The organism is Escherichia sp. XD33 (assembly GCF_019375075.1).
Taxonomy (GTDB): Bacteria; Pseudomonadota; Gammaproteobacteria; order Enterobacterales; family Enterobacteriaceae; genus Enterobacter; species Enterobacter flexneri_A.
On sequence record NZ_JAENDM010000002.1, the window covers coordinates 76,185 to 96,356 of the forward strand.

General features: G+C 49.9%; 20 protein-coding genes. 17 read left to right on the forward strand and 3 right to left on the reverse strand.

Translation table 11 applies throughout. The features are described 5' to 3' along the window. The first annotated feature begins 231 nt into the window (after window positions 1–231). The 10 genes from K0778_RS01885 (at window position 232) to ldtE (ending at window position 11,197) form a co-directional block, all read left to right on the forward strand. Window positions 232–3,288, forward strand: a complete 3,057-nt coding sequence (locus tag K0778_RS01885) for an FAD-binding and (Fe-S)-binding domain-containing protein (protein ID WP_001619501.1) — start codon at window positions 232–234, stop codon at window positions 3,286–3,288. After that, on the forward strand, window positions 3,285–3,695 hold the full coding sequence (menI, locus tag K0778_RS01890) for a 1,4-dihydroxy-2-naphthoyl-CoA hydrolase (protein WP_000637986.1): 411 nt from the start codon (window positions 3,285–3,287) through the stop codon (window positions 3,693–3,695). The genes K0778_RS01885 and menI overlap by 4 nt, the downstream gene beginning before the upstream one ends. A 99-nt stretch (window positions 3,696–3,794) precedes the next feature. Beyond that, on the forward strand, window positions 3,795–3,983 hold the full coding sequence (locus tag K0778_RS01895; RefSeq protein ID WP_001296104.1) for a YdiH family protein: 189 nt from the start codon (window positions 3,795–3,797) through the stop codon (window positions 3,981–3,983). Window positions 3,984–4,531: 548 nt separating this feature from the next. Then, complete coding sequence (sufA, locus tag K0778_RS01900) at window positions 4,532–4,900, forward strand: Fe-S cluster assembly scaffold SufA (protein WP_000367160.1); 369 nt, start codon at window positions 4,532–4,534, stop codon at window positions 4,898–4,900. An 8-nt stretch (window positions 4,901–4,908) separates the two neighbouring features. Continuing rightward, entirely contained in the window at window positions 4,909–6,396 is a 1,488-nt protein-coding gene (gene sufB / locus K0778_RS01905) for a Fe-S cluster assembly protein SufB (protein WP_000089364.1), read from the forward strand. Window positions 6,397–6,405: 9 nt separating this feature from the next. Then, window positions 6,406–7,152, forward strand: coding sequence for a Fe-S cluster assembly ATPase SufC (sufC, locus tag K0778_RS01910; protein ID WP_000948863.1), 747 nt, complete (start codon window positions 6,406–6,408; stop codon window positions 7,150–7,152). Beyond that, window positions 7,127–8,398 carry a Fe-S cluster assembly protein SufD gene (gene sufD, locus K0778_RS01915; protein WP_000907948.1) on the forward strand — a complete coding sequence of 424 codons (1,272 nt, stop codon included), beginning with the start codon at window positions 7,127–7,129 and terminating at the stop codon, window positions 8,396–8,398. The genes sufC and sufD overlap by 26 nt, the downstream gene beginning before the upstream one ends. Then, on the forward strand, window positions 8,395–9,615 hold the full coding sequence (gene sufS / locus K0778_RS01920; protein WP_000144539.1) for a cysteine desulfurase SufS: 1,221 nt from the start codon (window positions 8,395–8,397) through the stop codon (window positions 9,613–9,615). Before sufD ends, sufS begins: the two co-directional genes overlap by 4 nt. A 12-nt stretch (window positions 9,616–9,627) precedes the next feature. After that, window positions 9,628–10,044 carry a cysteine desulfuration protein SufE gene (sufE, locus tag K0778_RS01925; RefSeq protein ID WP_001196530.1) on the forward strand — a complete coding sequence of 139 codons (417 nt, stop codon included), beginning with the start codon at window positions 9,628–9,630 and terminating at the stop codon, window positions 10,042–10,044. A 148-nt stretch (window positions 10,045–10,192) separates the two neighbouring features. Continuing rightward, window positions 10,193–11,197, forward strand: coding sequence for a L,D-transpeptidase LdtE (gene ldtE, locus K0778_RS01930; protein WP_000817105.1), 1,005 nt, complete (start codon window positions 10,193–10,195; stop codon window positions 11,195–11,197). Between the two features lie 63 nt (window positions 11,198–11,260). Here the strand turns inward: ldtE and lpp are convergent, their stop codons facing one another. The 3 genes from lpp to K0778_RS27615 form a co-directional block, all read right to left on the reverse strand. Then, window positions 11,261–11,497: a murein lipoprotein Lpp gene (lpp, locus tag K0778_RS01935; protein WP_000648420.1), complete on the reverse strand. Its 237-nt coding sequence runs from the start codon at window positions 11,495–11,497 to the stop codon at window positions 11,261–11,263. A 310-nt stretch (window positions 11,498–11,807) separates the two neighbouring features. After that, window positions 11,808–13,220: a pyruvate kinase PykF gene (pykF, locus tag K0778_RS01940; protein WP_001295403.1), complete on the reverse strand. Its 1,413-nt coding sequence runs from the start codon at window positions 13,218–13,220 to the stop codon at window positions 11,808–11,810. 7 nt (window positions 13,221–13,227) lie between these two features. After that, entirely contained in the window at window positions 13,228–13,422 is a 195-nt protein-coding gene (locus tag K0778_RS27615; protein WP_240806354.1) for a protein YnhH, read from the reverse strand. 354 nt (window positions 13,423–13,776) lie between these two features. On the opposite strand from K0778_RS27615, the gene fumD reads away from it, so the two are divergent. From fumD to ydhT, 7 genes are all read left to right on the forward strand, one after another. Further along, window positions 13,777–13,986 carry a fumarate hydratase FumD gene (fumD, locus tag K0778_RS01945; RefSeq protein ID WP_000528342.1) on the forward strand — a complete coding sequence of 70 codons (210 nt, stop codon included), beginning with the start codon at window positions 13,777–13,779 and terminating at the stop codon, window positions 13,984–13,986. Window positions 13,987–14,440: 454 nt separating this feature from the next. Next, window positions 14,441–15,067 (forward strand): ferredoxin-like protein, encoded by a 627-nt coding sequence (locus tag K0778_RS01950; protein ID WP_001070230.1) that lies wholly within the window; start codon window positions 14,441–14,443, stop codon window positions 15,065–15,067. A gap of 20 nt (window positions 15,068–15,087) precedes the next feature. Beyond that, window positions 15,088–17,190 carry an aldehyde ferredoxin oxidoreductase gene (locus K0778_RS01955; protein ID WP_001273527.1) on the forward strand — a complete coding sequence of 701 codons (2,103 nt, stop codon included), beginning with the start codon at window positions 15,088–15,090 and terminating at the stop codon, window positions 17,188–17,190. A gap of 12 nt (window positions 17,191–17,202) precedes the next feature. Beyond that, window positions 17,203–17,841 carry a YdhW family putative oxidoreductase system protein gene (locus tag K0778_RS01960; RefSeq protein ID WP_001301419.1) on the forward strand — a complete coding sequence of 213 codons (639 nt, stop codon included), beginning with the start codon at window positions 17,203–17,205 and terminating at the stop codon, window positions 17,839–17,841. 63 nt (window positions 17,842–17,904) lie between these two features. Further along, entirely contained in the window at window positions 17,905–18,573 is a 669-nt protein-coding gene (locus K0778_RS01965; RefSeq protein WP_001310861.1) for a 4Fe-4S dicluster domain-containing protein, read from the forward strand. Next, entirely contained in the window at window positions 18,570–19,355 is a 786-nt protein-coding gene (gene phsC / locus K0778_RS01970) for a thiosulfate reductase cytochrome B subunit (protein WP_001069979.1), read from the forward strand. Before K0778_RS01965 ends, phsC begins: the two co-directional genes overlap by 4 nt. Before the next feature lie 3 nt (window positions 19,356–19,358). Further along, window positions 19,359–20,171 carry a protein YdhT gene (ydhT, locus tag K0778_RS01975; protein WP_000587525.1) on the forward strand — a complete coding sequence of 271 codons (813 nt, stop codon included), beginning with the start codon at window positions 19,359–19,361 and terminating at the stop codon, window positions 20,169–20,171. The last annotated feature ends 1 nt before the right edge of the window (window position 20,172 follow it).

A 20,172-nucleotide genomic window follows, 5' to 3' on the forward strand; every position in this document is an offset into this window, starting at 1 on the left:
AGGCAACACGCAAACGATTTACTCGTCGTATTTCAAGTTGCATGTGCTGCGGCTACGTTCGTTCACCCCAGTCACTTACTATTGTAAGCTCCTGGAGTTCACTCGCTTGCCGCCTTCCTGCAACTCGAAATCCATAGAGTAAATAAACATCACCTTTCAGTGCGCTATTGCAGCCGCCTGAAAGAATAGTGTATCGACCTACATCACAGACCGCAGGAAAGGGTCAATATAATGATTCCACAGATTTCCCAGGCACCCGGCGTCGTTCAACTGGTGCTTAATTTTTTGCAAGAGCTGGAGCAACAAGGTTTTACCGGCGATACGGCGACAAGTTATGCCGATCGTCTGACAATGTCGACCGACAACAGTATTTACCAACTTCTCCCCGATGCGGTGGTATTTCCGCGTTCAACCGCAGATGTGGCGCTGATCGCCCGTCTTGCCGCGCAGGAACGCTATTCATCGCTGATCTTTACCCCCCGCGGCGGCGGCACCGGCACTAACGGTCAGGCGCTCAACCAGGGGATTATTGTTGATATGTCCCGCCATATGAACCGCATCATCGAAATTAACCCTGAAGAGGGCTGGGTGCGCGTTGAGGCCGGGGTGATAAAAGATCAACTCAATCAGTACCTGAAACCGTTCGGCTACTTTTTTGCGCCGGAACTTTCGACCAGCAACCGGGCAACGCTCGGTGGGATGATCAATACCGATGCTTCTGGTCAGGGATCGCTGGTCTATGGCAAAACGTCAGATCACGTACTTGGCGTACGCGCGGTGTTGTTGGGGGGCGATATTCTCGATACGCAACCTTTACCCGTCGAGCTGGCGGAAACGCTGGGTAAAACCAATACCGCTATCGGGCGAATTTATAACACGGTTTATCAACGTTGCCGTCTGCAACGCCAGTTAATCATCGACAACTTCCCCAAACTTAACCGCTTTCTTACCGGTTACGATCTGCGTCATGTCTTTAACGATGAGATGACCGAGTTCGACCTGACGCGCATTCTGACGGGTTCAGAAGGGACGCTGGCCTTTATTACCGAAGCGCGGCTGGATATTACGCCCTTGCCTAAAGTGCGCCGTCTGGTGAACGTCAAATATGACTCTTTTGACTCCGCGCTGCGTAACGCGCCGTTTATGGTTGAGGCGCGGGCGCTTTCGGTAGAGACGGTGGACTCAAAAGTGCTCAACCTTGCGCGGGAAGATATTGTCTGGCATTCCGTCAGCGAGTTGATTACCGATGTGCCTGATAAAGAGATGCTCGGGCTGAACATTGTGGAATTTGCTGGTGATGATGAGGCACTGATTGACGAGCGAGTTAATGCACTCTGTGTGCGGCTTGATGAGCTGATTGCCAGCCAACAGGCAGGAGTGATCGGCTGGCAGGTGTGCCGCGAGCTGGCGGGTGTTGAACGTATCTATGCGATGCGCAAAAAAGCCGTTGGTCTGCTTGGCAATGCCAAAGGTGCCGCTAAGCCAATTCCGTTTGCTGAGGATACCTGCGTACCGCCGGAACATCTGGCCGATTATATTGCTGAATTTCGCGCGCTGCTCGACAGCCACGGCTTAAGCTACGGTATGTTCGGTCACGTCGACGCAGGTGTCTTGCACGTCCGTCCGGCACTGGATATGTGCGATCCGCAACAAGAGATTTTGATGAAGCAAATCTCTGATGACGTGGTGGCGCTGACTGCGAAATACGGTGGTTTGTTGTGGGGCGAGCACGGCAAAGGTTTTCGCGCTGAATACAGCCCGGCGTTTTTCGGTGAGGAACTTTTTGCAGAACTGCGCAAAGTGAAAGCGGCATTTGACCCGCATAACCGACTCAACCCAGGGAAGATTTGCCCGCCAGAAGGTCTCGATGCGCCGATGATGAAAGTGGACGCGGTGAAGCGCGGTACATTCGATCGGCAGATCCCCATTGCGGTACGCCAGCAGTGGCGCGGTGCGATGGAGTGTAACGGCAACGGTTTATGCTTCAACTTTGATGCCCGTAGTCCGATGTGTCCGTCGATGAAGATCACCCAGAACCGGATTCATTCACCGAAAGGGCGCGCAACGCTGGTGCGTGAATGGCTGCGCTTGTTGGCGGATCGCGGCGTTGACCCACTCAAACTGGAACAAGAACTGCCTGAATCCGGCGTCAGTTTACGGACGTTAATTGCCCGCACGCGCAATAGCTGGCATGCGAATAAAGGCGAATATGACTTCTCACACGAAGTCAAAGAGGCGATGTCGGGCTGTCTGGCCTGTAAAGCTTGTTCGACCCAGTGCCCCATCAAAATTGATGTGCCGGAGTTTCGCTCTCGTTTCCTGCAGCTCTATCACACCCGTTATTTACGCCCGCTGCGCGACCACCTCGTCGCTACGGTCGAGAGCTACGCACCGCTGATGGCACGCGCGCCGAAAACCTTTAACTTCTTCATTAACCAGCCGCTGATGCGCAAACTCTCGGAAAAACATATCGGCATGGTTGATTTGCCGCTGCTGTCGGTCCCCTCGCTACAACAACAAATGGTGGGGCATCGCTCGGCAAACATGACGCTGGAACAGCTTGAAGCTCTCAATGCAGAGCAGAAAGCGCGCACGGTGTTGGTGGTGCAGGACCCCTTTACCAGCTATTACGATGCGCAAGTGGTGGCGGATTTTGTCCGTCTGGTTGAAAAATTAGGTTTCCAGCCTGTGTTACTGCCATTTTCGCCAAATGGCAAAGCCCAGCATATTAAAGGTTTTCTTAATCGTTTTGCGAAGACGGCGAAAAAGACGGCGGATTTCCTCAACCGTATGGCGAAGCTGGGGATGCCAATGGTGGGCGTCGATCCGGCGCTGGTACTTTGTTATCGCGATGAATATAAACTGGCGCTGGGCGAGGAACGTGGCGAGTTTAACGTCTTACTGGCGAATGAATGGCTGGCAAGCGCACTTGAGTCACAGCCAGTGGCTACAGTCAGCGGTGAATCATGGTATTTCTTTGGTCACTGTACCGAAGTTACCGCCTTGCCGGGTGCGCCAGCACAATGGGCCGCGATATTTGCCCGTTTTGGCGCGAAACTGGAAAATGTCAGCGTGGGTTGCTGCGGCATGGCAGGGACTTACGGACATGAAGCGAAAAACCATAAAAATTCGCTCGGGATCTATGAGTTATCCTGGCATCAGGCTATGCAGCGACTGCCGCGTAACCGCTGTCTGGCGACCGGATATTCCTGCCGTAGTCAGGTCAAACGGGTTGAAGGCACGGGGGTACGCCATCCTGTGCAGGCTTTACTGGAGATTATTAAATGATATGGAAACGAAAAATCACCCTGGAAGCACTGAATGCCATGGGTGAAGGAAACATGGTGGGGTTACTGGATATTCGCTTTGAACATATTGGTGATGACACCCTTGAAGCGACAATGCCAGTAGACTCGCGGACAAAGCAGCCTTTCGGGTTGCTACATGGAGGTGCATCCGTGGTACTGGCCGAAAGTATCGGTTCCGTTGCCGGTTATTTATGTACCGAAGGTGAGCAAAAAGTGGTTGGTCTGGAAATCAATGCTAACCACGTCCGCTCGGCACGAGAAGGGCGGGTGCGCGGCGTATGCAAACCGTTGCATCTCGGTTCGCGTCACCAGGTCTGGCAGATTGAAATCTTCGATGAGAAAGGGCGTTTGTGCTGTTCGTCACGATTGACGACCGCCATTTTGTGACGTTGTCACCAGAAAAGTGTGACGCATATTGCTTTTGGTCATTATCTGCACAGTAAACGGTGGTATACTGTGCAGGTCTTGTCTAAAAGCGAGGATGCTATGTCTACTCAACTTGATCCCACCCAGCTGGCCATTGAATTTTTACGCCGTGACCAGAGCAATCTTTCACCTGCCCAATATCTCAAACGTCTGAAACAACTAGAACTTGAATTTGCTGACCTGCTTACTCTCTCTTCTGCTGAGTTAAAAGAAGAAATCTACTTTGCCTGGCGTCTGGGCGTGCATTGATCCTGACTTAATGCCGCAAGTTCGCCAAATCGACCTGGATTAACCTCCGTCCAGGTTCGATGACCTTCTTAATACTGTTTATCTACCCGCCTGATATTGTTCAAAAATAATACTAATCGCAGTTTGTGTTAAAACGGCGGGTTAGCTTTATGAGATTATTCTTATCGCCCCTTCAAGAGCTAAGCCACTGAGAGTGCCGGAGATAAGCGCCGGATGGGGTAGAAACCCTTAAGCCTGTGTCGCACAGACTTAAGGGTTTTCTTATTTCTGAACGCTGCACTTTTTTACCTATCTCTTAAATAGTCATTTTCAATACAACTTTTTCTTTTTCATCACAGCCTTAATGCTCCTTAGATAATAACCATTATCTAACAATGAGATACCTAATTCTTAGCGTGCCTGTTAACCCACACATCAGGGTCTATGCTTATTAAAAGCAGGCAAAAAGCATGTTTTACGGTAAAGCCCCTGCGTTTGCTGGGTTGAACTGATAATCATTATCACTAACATGCTGTTATACGCTGAAAGCGATGAAGTGAGGTAAATCGATGGACATGCATTCAGGAACCTTTAACCCACAAGATTTCGCCTGGCAAGGCTTAACGCTGACACCCGCAGCGGCGATACACATCCGTGAGCTGGTGGCAAAGCAGCCGGGTATGGTCGGCGTGCGCTTAGGCGTGAAGCAAACGGGCTGCGCGGGCTTTGGCTATGTGCTCGACAGTGTTAGCGAGCCGGACAAAGACGATCTGCTGTTTGAACACGACGGCGCGAAGCTGTTTGTCCCGCTGCAAGCGATGCCGTTTATTGATGGCACGGAAGTCGATTTCGTTCGTGAAGGACTTAATCAGATATTCAAATTTCACAACCCTAAAGCCCAGAATGAATGTGGCTGTGGCGAAAGCTTTGGGGTATAGGCGGTACTATGTCTCGTAATACTGAAGCAACTGACGATGTCAAAACCTGGACCGGCGGCCCGCTGAATTATAAAGAAGGATTCTTCACCCAGTTAGCCACCGATGAGCTGGCAAAGGGGATAAACGAAGAGGTGGTGCGCGCAATTTCGGCGAAGCGTAATGAGCCGGAGTGGATGCTGGAGTTTCGTCTAAACGCCTATCGCGCATGGCTGGAGATGGAAGAACCGCACTGGTTGAAAGCGCACTACGACAAGCTGAATTATCAGGATTACAGCTACTACTCAGCACCATCGTGCGGTAATTGTGACGACACTTGCGCGTCTGAACCTGGCGCGGTGCAGCAAACTGGCGCGAACGCCTTTTTAAGTAAAGAGGTGGAGGCGGCGTTTGAGCAGTTGGGCGTTCCCGTGCGGGAAGGCAAAGAGGTGGCGGTGGATGCCATTTTCGACTCAGTTTCGGTTGCCACTACTTATCGCGAAAAACTGGCGGAGCAGGGAATTATTTTCTGTTCCTTTGGTGAGGCGATCCACGATCACCCGGAACTGGTGCGTAAATATCTCGGCACCGTGGTGCCGGGGAATGACAACTTCTTTGCCGCGCTTAATGCGGCGGTAGCCTCTGACGGTACGTTTATTTATGTGCCTAAAGGCGTGCGCTGCCCGATGGAACTTTCCACCTATTTTCGCATTAACGCAGAAAAAACCGGGCAGTTTGAGCGCACCATTCTGGTGGCCGACGAAGACAGCTACGTCAGCTACATTGAAGGCTGTTCCGCTCCGGTGCGTGACAGCTATCAGTTACACGCGGCAGTGGTGGAAGTCATCATCCATAAAAACGCCGAGGTGAAATATTCCACGGTACAAAACTGGTTTCCTGGCGATAACAACACCGGCGGTATTCTCAACTTCGTCACCAAGCGTGCTTTGTGCGAAGGCGAAAACAGCAAAATGTCATGGACGCAATCAGAAACCGGGTCAGCGATTACGTGGAAATATCCCAGCTGCATTTTGCGCGGCGATAACTCCATTGGTGAGTTTTACTCAGTGGCGCTGACCAGCGGTCATCAGCAAGCGGATACCGGCACCAAGATGATCCACATCGGTAAAAACACCAAATCGACCATTATCTCGAAAGGGATCTCTGCCGGACATAGTCAGAACAGTTATCGCGGCTTAGTGAAAATCATGCCGACGGCAACCAATGCGCGCAATTTCACTCAGTGCGACTCAATGCTGATTGGCGCTAATTGTGGGGCGCATACCTTCCCGTATGTTGAGTGTCGTAACAATAGTGCGCAACTGGAACACGAGGCAACGACATCACGTATTGGTGAAGATCAACTGTTTTACTGCCTGCAACGCGGGATCAGCGAAGAAGACGCCATCTCGATGATTGTTAACGGTTTCTGCAAAGACGTGTTCTCGGAGCTGCCGTTGGAATTTGCCGTTGAAGCACAAAAACTCCTCGCCATCAGTCTTGAACACAGCGTCGGATAAGGAATAAACATGTTAAGTATTAAAGATTTACACGTCAGCGTGGAAGATAAAGCTATCCTGCGCGGATTAAGCCTCGACGTTCATCCCGGCGAAGTTCACGCCATTATGGGGCCAAACGGTTCGGGCAAAAGTACCTTATCGGCAACGCTTGCCGGGCGAGAAGATTATGAAGTGACGGGCGGCACGGTTGAGTTCAAAGGCAAAGATTTGCTTGCGCTGTCGCCGGAAGATCGCGCGGGCGAAGGCATCTTTATGGCCTTCCAGTATCCGGTGGAAATTCCCGGCGTCAGTAACCAGTTTTTCCTGCAAACGGCACTTAATGCGGTGCGCAGCTATCGCGGCCAGGAAACGCTCGACCGCTTTGATTTTCAGGATTTGATGGAAGAGAAAATCGCTCTCCTGAAGATGCCGGAAGATTTATTAACCCGTTCGGTAAACGTTGGTTTTTCCGGCGGCGAGAAAAAGCGCAACGATATTTTGCAAATGGCGGTGCTGGAACCGGAGTTATGCATTCTTGATGAGTCAGACTCCGGGCTGGATATTGACGCATTAAAAGTGGTTGCCGATGGCGTGAACTCGCTGCGTGACGGCAAGCGTTCATTCATCATTGTTACGCACTACCAACGCATTCTCGACTACATCAAGCCTGATTACGTCCATGTGCTGTATCAGGGACGAATTGTGAAATCCGGCGATTTCACGTTGGTCAAACAACTGGAGGAGCAGGGTTATGGCTGGCTTACCGAACAGCAGTAACGCGCTGCAACAGTGGCATCACTTGTTTGAAGCTGACGGAGCGAAACGCTCTCCGCAAGCACAGCAGCATTTACAACAATTGCTGCGTACCGGACTGCCGACACGTAAACATGAAAACTGGAAATATACGCCGCTGGAAGGGCTGACCAATAGCCAGTTTGTCAGCATTGCGGGAGAGATATCCCCACAGCAGCGTGATGCCTTAGCGTTAACATTAGACGCTGTGCGGCTGGTTTTTGTCGATGGACGTTACGTGTCAGCACTGAGCGATGCGACTGAAGGCAGCGGGTATGAAGTGAGCATTAACGACGACCGTCAGGGGGTACCCGACGCTATTCAGGCGGAAGTGTTTCTGCATTTGACGGAAAGCCTGGCACAAAGCGTGACGCATATCGCCGTGAAGCGCGGTCAACGGCCGGCAAAGCCATTGCTGTTAATGCATATTACCCAGGGCGTGGCAGGTGAAGAGGTCAACACTGCCCATTACCGACATCATCTGGATCTGGCGGAAGGTGCCGAAGCAACGGTGATCGAACATTTTGTCAGCCTTAATGATGCTCGTCACTTCACCGGCGCACGGTTCACTATCAATGTCGCAGCGAACGCCCACTTGCAGCATATCAAGCTGGCGTTTGAAAACCCGGTCAGTCACCACTTTGCCCATAACGATTTGTTGCTGGCTGACGATGCCACCGCATTTAGCCATAGTTTCCTGCTGGGTGGCGCAGTGTTACGACACAACACCAGTACGCAACTCAATGGCGAAAACAGCACGCTGCGGATCAATAGCCTGGCGATGCCGGTGAAAAACGAGGTGTGTGATACCCGCACCTGGCTGGAACACAATAAAGGTTTTTGTAACAGCCGACAGTTGCACAAAACTATCGTCAGCGACAAAGGCCGCGCGGTATTTAACGGTTTGATCAACGTCGCGCAGCACGCCATCAAAACGGATGGTCAGATGACCAACAATAATCTGCTGATGGGCAAACTGGCGGAAGTGGATACGAAACCGCAGCTGGAAATCTATGCAGATGATGTGAAATGCAGCCACGGCGCGACGGTGGGGCGTATTGATGATGAACAGATGTTCTATCTGCGCTCGCGCGGGATCAATCAGCAGGATGCCCAGCAGATGATCATTTACGCCTTTGCTGCTGAACTGACGGAAGCACTGCGTGATGAGGGGCTTAAACAGCAGGTGCTGGCCCGAATCGGTCAACGACTGCCAGGAGGTGTAAGATGACTTTTTCCGTCGACAAAGTGCGGGCCGACTTTCCGGTGCTTTCTCGTGAGGTAAACGGTTTGCCGCTGGCTTATCTCGACAGCGCCGCCAGTGCGCAGAAACCGGGCCAGGTGATTGACGCCGAGGCCGAGTTTTATCGTCACGGCTACGCGGCGGTGCATCGCGGTATTCATACCTTAAGCGCCCAGGCGACCGAGAAAATGGAGAACGTACGCAAGCAGGCATCGTTGTTTATCAACGCCCGTTCGGCGGAAGAGCTGGTGTTCGTCCGCGGCACGACGGAAGGGATCAATCTGGTCGCCAATAGCTGGGGCAACAGCAACGTGCGGGCGGGCGATAACATCATCATAAGTCAGATGGAGCACCACGCTAACATTGTTCCCTGGCAGATGCTTTGCGCACGCGTTGGCGCAGAGCTGCGTGTGATCCCGCTCAATCCCGACGGTACGTTGCAACTGGAGACGCTGCCTACGCTGTTTGATGAGAAAACTCGCCTGCTGGCAATTACTCATGTCTCCAACGTGCTTGGCACAGAAAATCCACTGGCGGAAATGATCACGCTTGCGCACCAGCATGGCGCAAAAGTGCTGGTGGATGGCGCTCAGGCGGTGATGCATCATCTGGTGGATGTTCAGGCGCTGGATTGCGACTTTTACGTGTTCTCCGGGCATAAACTGTATGGCCCCACCGGAATTGGCATTCTTTATGTCAAAGAAGCCTTGTTGCAGGAGATGCCGCCGTGGGAAGGGGGCGGTTCTATGATCGCCACCGTCAGCCTGAGTGAAGGCACTACCTGGACCAAAGCACCATGGCGGTTTGAAGCCGGTACACCCAATACCGGGGGCATCATTGGTCTTGGCGCGGCGCTGGAGTATGTTTCGGCGCTGGGGCTTAATAACATAGCCGAGTATGAACAGAATCTGATGCATTATGCGCTATCACAGCTGGAATCTGTACCGGATCTCACTCTCTATGGCCCACAAAACAGGCTTGGCGTTATTGCTTTTAATCTCGGTAAACACCACGCCTATGATGTTGGCAGTTTTCTCGATAATTACGGCATTGCTGTGCGTACCGGACATCACTGCGCAATGCCATTGATGGCCTATTACAACGTCCCTGCGATGTGTCGGGCGTCGCTGGCCATGTATAACACCCATGAAGAAGTGGATCGTCTGGTGACCGGCCTGCAACGTATTCACCGTTTGCTGGGATAACAGGGAGGCACTATGGCTTTATTGCCGGATAAAGAAAAGTTGCTGCGTAATTTTTTACGCTGCGCCAACTGGGAAGAGAAATATCTCTACATTATTGAGCTGGGCCAGCGTCTGCCAGAATTACGCGACGAAGACAGAAGTCCACAAAATAGCATTCAGGGCTGTCAGAGTCAGGTGTGGATTGTCATGCGCCAGAATGCCCAGGGAATTATTGAATTACAGGGCGACAGCGATGCGGCGATTGTGAAAGGGCTTATTGCGGTCGTCTTTATTCTCTACGATCAGATGACGCCGCAGGATATTGTCAATTTCGATGTGCGTCCGTGGTTTGAAAAAATGGCGCTCACCCAACATCTCACCCCATCTCGTTCACAAGGTCTGGAAGCGATGATTCGCGCAATTCGCGCCAAAGCCGCTGCACTTAGCTAAACTAAAAGGACAGCTTTCATCCGGTTGGCTCACATTGCCGGATGGTCAATGTTTACACTGACCTGCACAGGAGTGTTTTGGTTTCAGGTGAACATAAGCGCCATCCGACGTTTCAGCGTGAGTCTCCGGCAAATACAGGAGGTTTACAATGAAACGCGCGTCTTTGCTTACACTCACGCTTATCGGCGCTTTTAGCGCCATCCAGGCTGCCTGGGCGGTTGATTATCCGCTACCACCAACCGGAAGCCGACTGGTTGGGCAAAATCAAACGTATACGGTGCAAGAAGGGGATAAAAACCTTCAGGCTATTGCCCGACGTTTTGATACTGCGGCAATGTTGATCCTTGAAGCCAATAACACTATCGCCCCGGTGCCAAAACCTGGTACGACGATAACTATTCCTTCACAACTGTTATTACCTGATGCACCGCGTCAGGGGATTATCGTTAACCTTGCAGAGCTGCGCCTTTATTATTATCCGCCGGGAGAAAATATTGTGCAGGTTTATCCAATAGGTATTGGATTGCAGGGGCTGGAAACGCCGGTGATGGAAACGCGTGTTGGGCAGAAAATCCCTAACCCAACCTGGACGCCTACGGCAGGCATTCGTCAGCGTTCGCTGGAGCGTGGCATTAAATTACCGCCAGTCGTTCCTGCCGGACCAAATAACCCGCTAGGACGTTACGCACTGCGCCTCGCGCATGGTAATGGCGAATACCTCATTCATGGTACCAGTGCGCCGGACAGCGTCGGTTTGCGCGTCAGTTCAGGGTGTATTCGCATGAATGCACCGGATATTAAAGCCTTGTTCTCCAGCGTGCGGACGGGAACGCCGGTGAAAGTGATCAACGAACCGGTGAAATATTCCGTGGAGCCTAACGGGATGCGTTATGTTGAAGTACATCGACCACTATCGGCAGAAGAACAGCAGAACGTTCAGACAATGCCATACACACTGCCAGCAGGCTTTACGCAATTTAAAGACAATAAGGCTGTAGATCAGAAGTTAGTCGATAAAGCGTTGTATCGTCGGGCAGGGTATCCGGTTTCGGTGAGCAGTGGAGCAACTCCCGCAGCCAGCAATGCGCCTTCAGTAGAGTCAGCGCAGAATGGTGAACCAGAGCAAGGGAATATGTTACGCGTGACGCAGTAGCGGTAAACGGCAGACAAAAAAAATGGCGCACAATGTGCGCCATTTTTCACTTCACAGGTACTATTACTTGCGGTATTTAGTAGCCATGTTGTCCAGACGCTGGTTAGCACGAGCTGCGTCATCTTTAGCAGCCTGAACGTCGGAACGCATTGCGTTCACGTCGTTGCTCAGCTGGTCAACTTTAGCGTTCAGAGTCTGAACGTCAGAAGACAGCTGATCGATTTTAGCGTTGCTGGAGCAACCTGCCAGCAGAGTAGAACCCAGGATTACCGCGCCCAGTACCAGTTTAGTAGCTTTCATTATTAATACCCTCTAGATTGAGTTAATCTCCATGTAGCGTTACAAGTATTACACAAAGTTTTTTATGTTGAGAATATTTTTTTGATGGGAAGGCACTTATTTTTGATCGTTCGCTCAAAGAAGCATCGAACGCTGGGTTTTAGATAAAAAAATTGAGAGAAAACAGGATGCTTCCATCGGATTCATCTTAGATAAAGTGAGATTATATAGTGAAATCCGATTTGATTTTTTATTGCTTCTGGTTATCGATTAAATAAAAAAAGCGCCCATCAGGGCGCTTCGATATACAAATTAATTCACAAAAGCAATATTACAGGACGTGAACAGATGCGGTGTTAGTAGTGCCGCTCGGTACCAGTGCACCAGAAACCATAACTACAACGTCACCTTTGTGTGCCAGACCGCTCTGCAGAGCCAGTTCTTTACCCAGACGGTAGAAATCATCAGTAGAAGTGATCTCTTTAACAAGCTGCGGCACAACGCCTTTGCTCAGTACCAACTGATGAGCCGTTTTTTCGTTGGTGGTCAGTGCCAGGATGGTGGCATCCGGGAAGTATTTACGTACTGCGCGAGCAGATTTACCGCCCTGAGTAGCAACCACGATCAGCGGAGCATCCAGTTTTTCAGCAGTTTCAACGGCACCACGGCATACCGCTTCGGTAATGCGCAGTTTACGGTTGTCATTGTTGAACTCGAGACGGCTGTTCATCACGCGGTCGGTACGTTCGCAGATGGTCGCCATGATAGAAACCGCTTCCAGCGGGTATTTACCTTTTGCGGATTCACCAGACAGCATCACTGCGTCAGTACCGTCGAGGATGGCGTTTGCAACGTCACCGGCTTCTGCGCGAGTCGGGCGTGGGTTTTTGATCATGGAATCCAGCATCTGGGTCGCAGTGATAACGACTTTACGTGCACGGATACATTTTTCGATCATCATCTTCTGGGCGAAGATAACTTCTTCTACCGGGATTTCTACACCCAGGTCGCCACGCGCAACCATGATGCCGTCAGAGGCTTCGAGGATTTCGTCGAAGTTGTTGAGGCCTTCCTGGTTTTCGATTTTGGAGATGATGTGGATGTTTTCGCCGCCGTGCGCTTTCAGGTGCTCACGGATTTCGATAACGTCAGAACGCTTACGAATAAAGGAAGCAGCAACAAAGTCTACGCCTTGTTCGCAACCAAAGATCAGGTCCTGTTTGTCTTTTTCAGCCAGTGCTGGCAGAGCAATGGAAACGCCAGGCAGGTTCACACCTTTGTTTTCGCCCAGGTCACCGTTGTTCAGCACTTTACAGATAACTTTGTTACCTTCAATGGCGGTAACTTCCATACCGATCAGACCATCGTCAACCAGTACGGTGTTGCCAACAGACAGGTCAGTAGTGAAACCTTCATACGTTACCGCAACCATTTCGCTGTTGCCGATAACAGATTTATCAGTGGTGAAAGTAAAGGTCTGACCAGCTTTCAGAGAAACGTCGTTACCGCCTTCCAGTTTCATGGTGCGGATTTCCGGACCTTTGGTATCAAGCAGGATAGCGGCGGTTTTACCAGTTTTGCTCATCACGTTGCGCAGATTCTGAATGCGCTGACCGTGTTCTGCATAGTCACCATGAGAGAAGTTCAGACGCATAACGTTCATGCCAGCGTCCAGCATTTTAGCTAACATCTCTTCAGATTCGGTTTTCGGTCCGATGGTGCAAACAATTTTGGTCTTTTTCATGACAGTCTTAGTCTTTAAGTTGAGAAGGATGGGAGAAACTTGCTTTCTGGGCGCACTGCCGGAAAGCGAATCCGGTATTACGAAAGTGGTGGTGCCTCGCTCTAAGGATAGGTGACATCGAAAAAGCGTGCAGAGGAATGTGTGCTTGTGTCTCAGCCCAACGTGAGTGCCTGTTTTTGAGTCGTTGAGTTCTACAGTCCAAAGTGCTGAAACCATTCAAGAGTCAATTGGCGCGCATTATACGCTGAAATTAATCCAAAAGGAAAACAAAAACAGCGTTTCAAAAAATATACAACTTGTTAGACAATAAATTGTTATCAAAGATTTAACGTTCCAGGGAAAAGGTTACGCAAAAACTTCACTGTTTGCGCAACGTCTGGTGCCGAAGTTGTCAGTGTGAGGATAAGTGAAAGTTCATCCGGTGTATAAATATATCATCGCTCAATTGCTACAGTTAAAATAATTTATCGCGTTATTTGTCTGATTTTGTTTGATTTTTGTTTAATTGGTTAGATTGATATATGCTGATAGTTGGCATGATAAATAGGTATAAAGAATGGGAAATCGGACAAAAGAGGATGAACTGTACCGAGAAATGTGCAGAGTTGTCGGTAAAGTTGTGCTGGAAATGCGCGATCTGGGGCAGGAACCAAAGCATATTGTTATCGCAGGCGTATTACGTACAGCATTAGCCAATAAACGCATTCAGCGCAGTGAGCTGGAAAAGCAGGCGATGGAAACCGTCATTAACGCACTGGTAAAATGACCATTCAGGATGAGGCGGTAAGCTTCATCCTGATATTCTTGCTTCAGTTGCGGTCCAGTTAATCATTCTAAATAACAACTGCTGAAATTATACGAATTTCGGTATGTATTTTAATTTATAGCGATAATGTTATTTTTATTTTCTGCAATGAAAGTCACAAATAATTGTCGCTTAAGTTAAATTTATTTCAAATGATAATAAATATCAGTTCACTTATAATTTCTTGCTTTGTAATTTTAATTGATAACGATCAATGTTAAGGGCTCAGAATAATCACATTATTTTTTCTCCTAACCATAAAGGATTGGTTTATCGGCGTTAATCTTTTCTCATACACTATCGGGTTAGGGAAAATATCTGGTGTTGGGGACAGAGTCAGCAGCGTATTAGTTGAATGCTTAATATCAGGCTGCTGAATTGTCAGCACTGTGTTTGCGAAGAGGATGCGAAATAAATGAACCCGGTTGATCGTCCACTATTAGATATTGGCTTAACGCGATTAGAATTCTTGCGTATATCAGGAAAAGGCCTTGCTGGTCTAACAATTGCCCCTGCGTTACTGTCACTTTTGGGTTGCAAACAGGAAGATATTGATAGCGGCACAGTAGGGTTGATAAATACCCCCAAAGGGGTGCTGGTGACCCAGCGAGCGCGATGCACGGGTTGCCACCGCTGTGAAATCTCTTGTACCAACTTCAACGATGGCTCAGTAGGGACATTCTTCTCCCGTATCAAAATCCATCGCAATTATTTCTTTGGCGACAACGGGGTTGGCTCTGGCGGCGGCCTGTATGGCGATCTCAACTATACCGCGGACACCTGCCGTCAATGCAAAGAGCCGCAATGCATGAACGTCTGCCCGATTGGTGCGATTACCTGGCAGCAGAAAGAAGGCTGTATTACCGTCGATCATAAACGCTGTATTGGCTGTAGCGCCTGTACTACGGCATGCCCGTGGATGATGGCCACCGTAAATACCGAAAGTAAAAAATCCTCGAAATGTGTGTTATGCGGTGAATGCGCAAACGCCTGCCCAACAGGGGCGTTAAAAATTATCGAGTGGAAAGATATTACTGTGTGAATCTTGCAAAGGAAAAAATCATGGCTAACGGTTGGACAGGTAATATATTAAGAGTCAATCTCACGACAGGAAATATTACCCTCGAAGATTCCAGTAAGTTTAAAAGTTTTGTCGGTGGCATGGGCTTCGGCTACAAAATTATGTATGACGAAGTACCGCCAGGCACGAAACCTTTCGATGAAGCGAATAAATTAGTCTTTGCTACCGGCCCATTAACTGGATCTGGTGCCCCCTGTAGTTCTCGCGTAAATATCACCTCACTTTCTACTTTTACCAAAGGAAATTTAGTCGTCGATGCCCATATGGGTGGCTTTTTTGCAGCGCAAATGAAATTCGCTGGATACGACGTCATTATTATCGAAGGGAAGGCGAAATCACCGGTATGGCTGAAGATTAAAGATGACAAAGTTAGCCTGGAAAAAGCCGATTTCTTATGGGGAAAAGGGACGCGCGCAACGACGGAAGAAATTTGTCGATTGACCAGTCCGGAAACCTGTGTGGCGGCTATTGGTCAGGCTGGGGAAAACCTTGTTCCTCTCTCTGGCATGTTGAATAGCCGTAACCACAGCGGCGGTGCGGGAACTGGCGCAATAATGGGTTCGAAAAACCTGAAAGCGATTGCGGTTGAAGGGACGAAAGGGGTCAACATTGCCGATCGTCAGGAGATGAAGCGTCTCAATGATTACATGATGACTGAACTTATTGGTGCGAATAACAACCATGTCGTGCCAAGTACGCCACAATCGTGGGCAGAGTATTCAGATCCCAAGTCACGCTGGACAGCACGTAAAGGGCTGTTTTGGGGCGCGGCTGAAGGTGGTCCGATTGAAACGGGTGAAATTCCGCCAGGCAATCAGAATACGGTCGGCTTTCGTACCTATAAATCCGTTTTTGACTTAGGACCGGCGGCAGAGAAATACACAGTAAAAATGAGCGGCTGCCACTCTTGCCCGATCCGTTGTATGACCCAAATGAATATTCCTCGGGTGAAAGAGTTTGGCGTGCCCAGCACAGGTGGTAACACTTGTGTAGCAAACTTTGTCCATACCACCATCTTCCCGAACGGGCCGAAAGATTTTGAAGATAAAGACGATGGTCGTGTGATTGGTAACCTGGTGGGTCTGAATTTGTTCGATGACTACGGCCTATGGTGTAACTACGGGCAGTTGCATCGCGACTTTACTTATTGTTACAGCAAAGGTGTGTTCAAGCGTGTTCTGCCAGCTGAAGAGTATGCAGAAATTCGCTGGGATCAACTGGAAGCGGGTGATGTTAACTTCATTAAAGATTTTTACTACCGTCTGGCGCATCGTGTGGGTGAGCTGAGTCACCTGGCTGATGGTTCATATGCCATCGCAGAACGCTGGAATTTGGGTGAAGAGTACTGGGGCTACGCGAAAAATAAACTCTGGTCGCCGTTTGGCTATCCGGTTCACCATGCCAATGAAGCGTCAGCGCAGGTTGGTTCCATTGTTAACTGTATGTTCAACCGTGACTGCATGACGCATACCCATATCAACTTTATTGGTTCCGGCTTGCCATTGAAACTGCAACGTGAAGTGGCGAAAGAACTTTTTGGTTCTGAAGATGCTTACGATGAAACCAAAAACTACACGCCAATCAATGACGCAAAAATTAAATATGCAAAGTGGTCGCTGTTGCGGGTCTGTTTGCATAACGCCGTCACCCTGTGCAACTGGGTCTGGCCAATGACCGTTTCGCCGCTGAAAAGCCGTAATTACCGGGGCGATCTGGCGCTTGAAGCCAAATTCTTCAAAGCGATCACCGGCGAAGAGATGACTCAGGAAAAATTAGATTTAGCTGCAGAGCGTATTTTTACGTTGCATCGTGCCTACACGGTAAAACTGATGCAAACCAAAGATATGCGTAATGAACACGATCTTATCTGTTCCTGGGTATTCGACAAGGATCCGCAGATCCCGGTCTTTACTGAAGGTACTGACAAAATGGATCGTGACGATATGCATGCTTCGCTCACGATGTTCTACAAAGAAATGGGCTGGGACCCACAGCTTGGTTGTCCAACCCGCGAAACATTGCAGCGTCTGGGGCTGGAAGATATTGCCGCCGATCTGGCAGCACACAATCTACTGCCTGCGTAAGGAATGGGTAAGATGAACCATCAGGATGAATTGCCGTTAGCGAAAGTCAGCGAAGTTGACGAGGCGAAGCGGCAATGGTTGCAGGGGATGCGTCACCCCGTTGATACGGTAACCGAACCAGAACCTGCTGAAATCCTGGCTGAGTTCATTCGCCAGCATTCTGCGGCTGGGCAGCTGGTGGCGCGCGCCGTGTTTCTCTCGCCACCCTATTTGGTTGCAGAAGAGGAACTGTCAGTTTTGCTGGAAAGCATTAAGCAGAACGGAGACTACGCGGATATCGCTTGTTTGACGGGAAGCAAGGATGATTACTATTACTCAACGCAGGCCATGAGTGAAAACTACGCGGCGATGTCTTTGCAAGTTGTGGAGCAGGACATTTGTCGCGCCATTGCACACGCCGTTCGTTTTGAGTGCCAGACGTATCCTCGTCCTTACAAAGTCGCCATGCTGATGCAAGCGCCATATTACTTCCAGGAAGCGCAGATTGAAGCCGCGATCGCCGCGATGGATGTTGCACCTGAATATGCCGATATACGGCAGGTGGAGTCATCGACGGCGGTGTTGTACTTGTTTAGCGAGCGATTTATGACCTATGGCAAGGCTTATGGCTTATGCGAATGGTTCGAGGTAGAGCAGTTTCAGAACCCCTGAAATTTCAGGGAGATGTCATGGATAGGGTGGACAGTTGCAGCCACTGCATTAGGGGATAATCAGATGTCCTTCACTCGACGCAAATTTGTTCTGGGGATGGGAACAGTAATCTTTTTTACTGGTTCTGCGTCTTCTCTGTTAGCGAACACGAGGCAAGAAAAGGAAGTTCGGTATGCCATGATTCATGACGAGTCACGGTGCAATGGCTGTAATATTTGCGCCCGCGCATGCCGTAAAACTAACCACGTCCCCGCTCAGGGAAGCCGTTTATCGATAGCACACATTCCAGTCACCGATAACGACAACGAAACGCAGTATCACTTTTTTCGCCAGTCATGTCAGCACTGCGAAGATGCTCCGTGCATCGACGTTTGCCCGACGGGGGCGTCGTGGCGTGATGAGCAGGGGATCGTGCGGGTAGAAAAATCGCAGTGCATCGGCTGCAGTTATTGCATTGGCGCTTGTCCGTACCAGGTTCGCTACCTTAACCCTGTCACTAAAGTGGCAGATAAATGTGATTTCTGCGCTGAGTCCCGACTGGCAAAAGGCTTTCCGCCCATTTGCGTCAGCGCCTGCCCGGAACACGCATTGATCTTTGGTCGCGAAGATAGCCCAGAAATTCAGGCGTGGTTGCAGCAAAATAAATACTATCAATATCAGCTACCTGGTGCCGGGAAACCGCATCTGTATCGCCGGTTCGGTCAACATTTGATTAAAAAGGAAAATGTATGAACCCGTCGCAACATGCTGAACAGTTTCAGAGCCAGTTAGCGAACTATGTGCCACAGTTCACTCCCGAATTTTGGCCGGTGTGGTTGATCATTGCCGGAGTATTGCTGGTTGGGATGTGGTTGGTGCTGGGGCTGCATGCCTTGCTTCGTGCTCGTGGCGTGAAGAAATCAGCCACCGATCATGGTGAGAAGATTTATCTTTACAGCAAAGCGGTCAGATTATGGCACTGGTCGAATGCGTTACTCTTTGTATTGTTGCTGGCCAGTGGGCTGATAAATCACTTTGCGATGGTGGGCGCAACTGCGGTTAAAAGTCTGGTTGCGGTGCATGAAGTTTGCGGATTTTTGTTACTGGCATGCTGGCTCGGCTTTGTGCTGATCAATGCCGTTGGGGATAATGGTCACCACTATCGCATTCGTCGTCAGGGGTGGCTGGAACGAGCGGCAAAACAAACGCGATTTTATTTGTTTGGCATTATGCAGGGGGAAGAACATCCTTTCCCGGCAACAACCCAGTCTAAATTTAATCCCTTACAGCAGGTCGCCTATGTTGGTGTCATGTATGGATTGCTGCCGTTGTTACTATTGACGGGGCTGCTGTGTCTCTATCCGCAAGCCGTGGGAGATGTGTTTCCTGGCGTAAGATACTGGTTATTGCAGACACATTTTGCTCTGGCATTTATAAGCCTCTTTTTTATCTTCGGTCATCTTTATCTTTGCACCACGGGGCGTACGCCACACGAAACCTTTAAAAGCATGGTCGATGGCTATCACCGGCACTAACGAATGATCATTACACAAGCAGACCTGCGAGAATGGCGTATCGGAGCGGTGATGTATCGCTGGTTCCTGCGCCATTTCCCACGCGGCGGTAGTTATGCCGATATTCATCATGCACTGATTGAGGAAGGATATACGGACTGGGCGGAGAGTCTGGTTGAGTATGCGTGGAAAAAATGGCTGGCGGATGAAAACTTCGCGCATCAGGAAGTTTCCTCTATGCAAAAACTGGCCACAGACCCCGGAGAGAGACCATTTTGCAGTCAGTTTGCCCGCAGCGACGATCATGCTCGCATCGGCTGTTGTGAGGATAACGCCAGAATCGCAACCGCTGGGTATGCCGCGCAAATTGCCAGTATGGGTTATAGCGTGCGGATTGGAAGTGTCGGCTTTAACAGTCACATTGGCAGCTCCGGTGAACGCGCACGGGTTGCTGTAACCGGTAATTCTTCGCGGATAAGCAGCGCTGGAGATAGCAGTCGGATTGCGAATACCGGAATGCGAGTACGCGTTTGTACATTGGGTGAACGGTGTCATGTCGCCAGTAATGGTGACCTGGTGCAAATCGCCAGCTTTGGCGCAAACGCCAGAATTGCCAACAGCGGCGACAATGTACACATCATTGCCAGCGGTGAAAATTCAACGGTAGTGAGCACGGGCGTGGTCGACTCAATTATTCTCGGGCCAGGAGGAAGCGCCGCACTGGCATATCATGACGGCGAAAGAGTTCGCTTCGCCGTCGCCATTGAAGGTGAAAACAATATTCGAGCCGGAGTCCGCTATCGTCTTAATGAACAGCATCAGTTTGTTGAATGCTGAT